This is a genomic window from Synechococcus sp. H55.2 (genome assembly GCF_047462495.1).
Classification (GTDB): domain Bacteria; phylum Cyanobacteriota; class Cyanobacteriia; order Thermostichales; family Thermostichaceae; genus Thermostichus.
In genome coordinates this window covers 2,753-6,666 of record NZ_JANSJH010000122.1, presented here as the reverse complement: position 1 = coordinate 6,666, position 3,914 = coordinate 2,753, and the positions used below count along the sequence as shown (strand labels likewise).

Sequence of the window (3,914 nt, the reverse complement as noted above, 5' to 3'; positions counted from 1 at the left end):
GGGAGAGGGGCTGGGGGTGAGGGGGCAAAGCGTCTCAATCTTGTTTGAAACGACTGTAAAGTCTGTACTAACTGTAGTCGGTGTTGCTGGGAAAAGCGGCACAGGTTTTATCATGGGTCAGACCCAGTCCAGCATTCTCAAGTCTGCTGCCCCAAACTGACTTCCTTGGCGCCCTATGTCTTCCATCAACCCGACCTTGCCCATTCAGTGGATCGATGCAGATTCGGGAGAGGTGGTGGAGGAATGCCCCTGGGAGAGCAGCCCCCATCCGGGCACCTACGTTCAACTGGCGGAGCAGCACTATTTGGTTTTGGAAAAGCGCCACTCCTACCAATTGCGGCAAGGCAAATATCACCTCTGCGGCATCCGCGCTCTGGTGCGCCCCGTGAGTTCCCCGCCTGAGGTTGGCCAATTTCTAGGGGATCCCTCCTGTCGGTTCAACGCCCACTCGCCGCTGCTGCGCTGCGCCGTCAACCCCAGCGGGCCCTGCCAGGGCTGCCCCCACTACGAGCCGGCCCAGCGGCGTTAGCCTTCCAGCTCCAGCGCCAGCACCTCGGTCAGGGCGCGGCTGGTTTTCTCCCGGAACTCGGCTACGCTTACCCGTCCCAGCAAATACACCGCCAGCAGCATCACCGCCGCCTCCACCCCGAAGACGGTGGCGTAGGAGAGGACGGGGGAAGAGGGAAAGAGAATCCGCCCCAGATCCAGCAAGGCGCCACCAATGAGGGTAGAAAGCGCCTGCGACATGGCCTGTGCCAGGCCCCAAGCCCCGATGAAGGTGCCGGCGGTTTCTGCTGCCGTCAAGTCCAACATTAGGCTAATGGCGCCGTTGGTGGTGATCCCGGAAGCCAGGCCAAACAGGATCATGCACAGTTGCAACATCGCTGGCTCGCCCGTAAACCCTGCCAAAATGGTCAACCCAAAGGAGATCGCCACCAGCAGGCAGCCCAGCCGAGCCGTTGGCTGCTTGCCCAGCCTGGGCACGATCAGAAATCCGGTCACCACAATTCCCGCCAGAACGCCCAGGCTCCAGAAGGCGTTGAGCTGGGTGCTTTGGGATACGGTCATGCCGAACACCTCGCCGCCATAGGGCTCCAGAACCGGCTGCTGGATAAACAGGCCCATGGTCATCAGAACCAAAAAGCCAAAGAAGATCAGGGTTTGGCGGCTGGCGGTGAGCACCTTGAGGGCCGTGCCCAGGGTGATCTGGTCTTCCCGCCCGGCCAAGGTGGAACGGGATCCATAGCGGGAATAGCGTTCTTCCACCCCCCAGGTGGCGATCACCCCCAGCAGGATCACCACAGCAGGAATAACAATGAAGAGGCGGTTGATCGTGCTCTGCAAGTTCTCGGGATCCAGGCCGCGCAGCAGCACTGCCGAGCCAATTGCCCCGCCGGCAATACCCACCATCAGCATCGACCAGACGATCCCCACCAACTGGGAGCGGTTGTGCTCATCGGAAACATCCACCAGCAGCGCCGCAAAGGGCGTGGAGCAGGCGCTCAGGCAAAGCCCATAAAGAGCAAACATCAAGGCGGCGAGAGCAATCCAACCGTAGGTGGCCAGCGACCAACCGCTACTGGCAAAGCTCTGCCCCAAACCCCACACCACCTGCACGGCCAAGAAGATGCACAGGGCAAACAGCACCGAGCCCAGGCGCACATAGCCGCTGCGGTGCGTCCCAAACAAAGGCTTGGCATCGGAAAGCTGCCCAAACCAGACGCGGGCCGGGGAAACCAACTGGTGCATGGCCAGGGATCCCCCCACCACCGTGGCCGGGATGGCCAAGAGATCCAGGTCGATCATGACCCGGTTGAGCACCCCCAGCGTCAGCAGCGACATCATCCCCAGGCCCATCTGAAATAAGCCTAGGCGAAACATGACGGGCAAAGGCAAGGGGGGTGCCGAAGGCTGAGACTCTGAAGAAATGGCCGTGGCCGCAGACACGTTGACCTCAGGATCCCGTTGGATGCTAGCCATGATTGACAAAGTTGGCAAAGGCGCTACAGCTTCTCATCGTAGCCCAGCCAACCCCGGATCCTGAAAAGAAGGAGAGGCCCCAACCCAATCCTGTCTGAGGGAACAAAGCTGAGCCTTAAATCTTTCCGCGCTGGGGTTTCTCTACTACACTGACAACTGACCTGGTGCCAAGCGAAACGAGCCTTCGGGCCGCGGCGCTCGGCAGTTGCAGCCCTTGCACAGACAACAAACCCAATCTCGATCTTGTTTGAGACCGAGAGGCAAATCCATAGACAACTTTCGCTCAAGTCGGCGAAGAATTTCCCCGGCAACCTTATGGCTGACGCAGTTCCAGTTCGTCGCTACGACCTGTTTGTGCAAGCCTCGCGGCTGCTGCAGCGCTATCGGCAGTTGACGCCGGAACTGCGTCCGGTGGGAGTGGAGGTGGCGCTGGCCATCCAGTACCATCGCGCCCAGGCCGGCTCGGGATCCCTTCTGCCGGCGGTGGGATCCCCCCATGGCCTGCCTCTGCAGCAGGTGGCCCAGCGCATTTGCGATCCCTTCTACAGCAAAGTCCACCCCCTGCTGCCCACCCTGCCGGAGACGGGGGAGCCCTTGGTGTGGCCCTTGTTCAACCAAGGGGAAAATGGCCTTGTCCAGCCCCTGGCGCCAAGCAAAGTGGGCGGCAAACTAGCAGAACGGCGCTGGCTCAAAGCTTGTAACAGCCAGGAGGGCATTGGTTGTCATGCCCTGGCAGCCCATCTGTGGCAGGACGAGCGTTTTCTGGCCGAAGACCGGGATCTGTGTCCCTTTCGCCTCTACGACGGGCGCTACCCCTTGAGCGTGGATCAAGGGCGGCAAACCTGCGGCTTCGACGATCACCCTTGTGGCTGGCAACCGGGGCATCCCAAAATGCTGCAGGTGGTGGGCAAGGGCAAGCAAGCGGAGATTTTGCTCCCCCACTGGACCGAGGACATGTGGGCCATGCTCATCCCGCCCCATCGCCCCCTGCCCATCTATCCTCTGCTGGTGCTGCTCTACTTTGGCCAGGAGACTCTGCAGAAGGGGCGGAGCAGCCTTTCGGTGGAGCAGTTTCGCCTGGATTTTCAGTTCAGCCACTCTCAACTCAAGCTGTTGTTCAACACCCACCCTGAGCACCCTCTCAATCGCCATCTGCTCGCTTTGGCAGCGCAACCAGAGGTGGAGTGGGGATCCGCCGAGCTGTTGCCCCAGATGCCGCCCCTTCTCCATCAACCTGCCGGGGGTAAGGTGGTCTTGGATCCGGATGAGCCGCCCCAGTTTCGCAGCAGTGGGATCCCTTCCTGTGCGGGGACAGACCCGCTGATGGCAGAGCGTCGCCGTCGGCGTCAGTTGGAGCGCAGCGAGCGCCACAACGAGATCTTGCACCACTTTCGCCGCTGGTTCCGCCTGGCCGGGCTGGAGGTGCGGGAAGACCAGCACACGTTTGACTTTCTGGCGGTGGCAGATGGAAACCTGCTTTTGGCCGAGGTGAAATTGCTACACCACAAAGATGCGGCAGAGGCGCTGCAGGAGGTGGTGGGGCAATTATTCTATTACGAGCGCTTTGCCCTCACCCCCTGGATCGAACAGGGCTTCTCCGTCCACAAGGCGGCCGTTTTCGATGGTCCGCCCCCGGATCCCTACATTCGATTTCTGGAAGACCTGGGCATTGCCACCTACTGGATCAACGAACAGCAGATGATCGACGGGCCGGAAAGCTCGCTGCGTCTGCTGCGCCAGATGGAAGTGCGGGTACGGCCGGATCCTGAGTTGGGAGATTAGCCTTTTTTTCGGCTCTAGCCTGACGGTCATTAGAGTCGTTTCAAGTAGCAATTCAAATAGCAATGAAATGTTTCTCTACGTCGTTATTTGGTACGCAACGCTGTCGCAAACGTGCCGGCAGCGCGGAGTGCGATCCCTAACTCCCCTCTCCC

General features: G+C 60.5%; 3 protein-coding genes. 2 read left to right on the top strand and 1 reads right to left on the bottom strand.

What is annotated here, in order from left to right:
- The first annotated feature begins 175 nt into the window (after window positions 1–175).
- Window positions 176–529: a DUF6464 family protein gene (locus tag NW844_RS11685; protein ID WP_414335851.1), complete on the top strand. Its 354-nt coding sequence runs from the start codon at window positions 176–178 to the stop codon at window positions 527–529.
- On the opposite strand, the gene NW844_RS11680 is transcribed toward NW844_RS11685, so the two are convergent.
- Window positions 526–1,980 (bottom strand): BCD family MFS transporter, encoded by a 1,455-nt coding sequence (locus tag NW844_RS11680; RefSeq protein WP_414335849.1) that lies wholly within the window; start codon window positions 1,978–1,980, stop codon window positions 526–528. The genes NW844_RS11685 and NW844_RS11680 overlap by 4 nt on opposite strands.
- A gap of 315 nt (window positions 1,981–2,295) precedes the next feature.
- Here NW844_RS11680 and NW844_RS11675 point away from each other — a divergent pair, with 315 nt between their 5' ends.
- Window positions 2,296–3,762, top strand: coding sequence for a hypothetical protein (locus NW844_RS11675; protein ID WP_414335847.1), 1,467 nt, complete (start codon window positions 2,296–2,298; stop codon window positions 3,760–3,762).
- Window positions 3,763–3,914 lie beyond the last annotated feature (152 nt).

Excerpts from the sequence above, each read along its gene's own strand:
- NW844_RS11685 (WP_414335851.1), top strand. The coding sequence starts at position 176 with ATGTCTTCCATCAACCCGACCTTGCCCATTCAGTGGATCGATGCAGAT.
- NW844_RS11680 (WP_414335849.1), bottom strand. The coding sequence starts at position 1,980 with ATGGCTAGCATCCAACGGGATCCTGAGGTCAACGTGTCTGCGGCCACG.
- NW844_RS11675 (WP_414335847.1), top strand. The coding sequence starts at position 2,296 with ATGGCTGACGCAGTTCCAGTTCGTCGCTACGACCTGTTTGTGCAAGCC.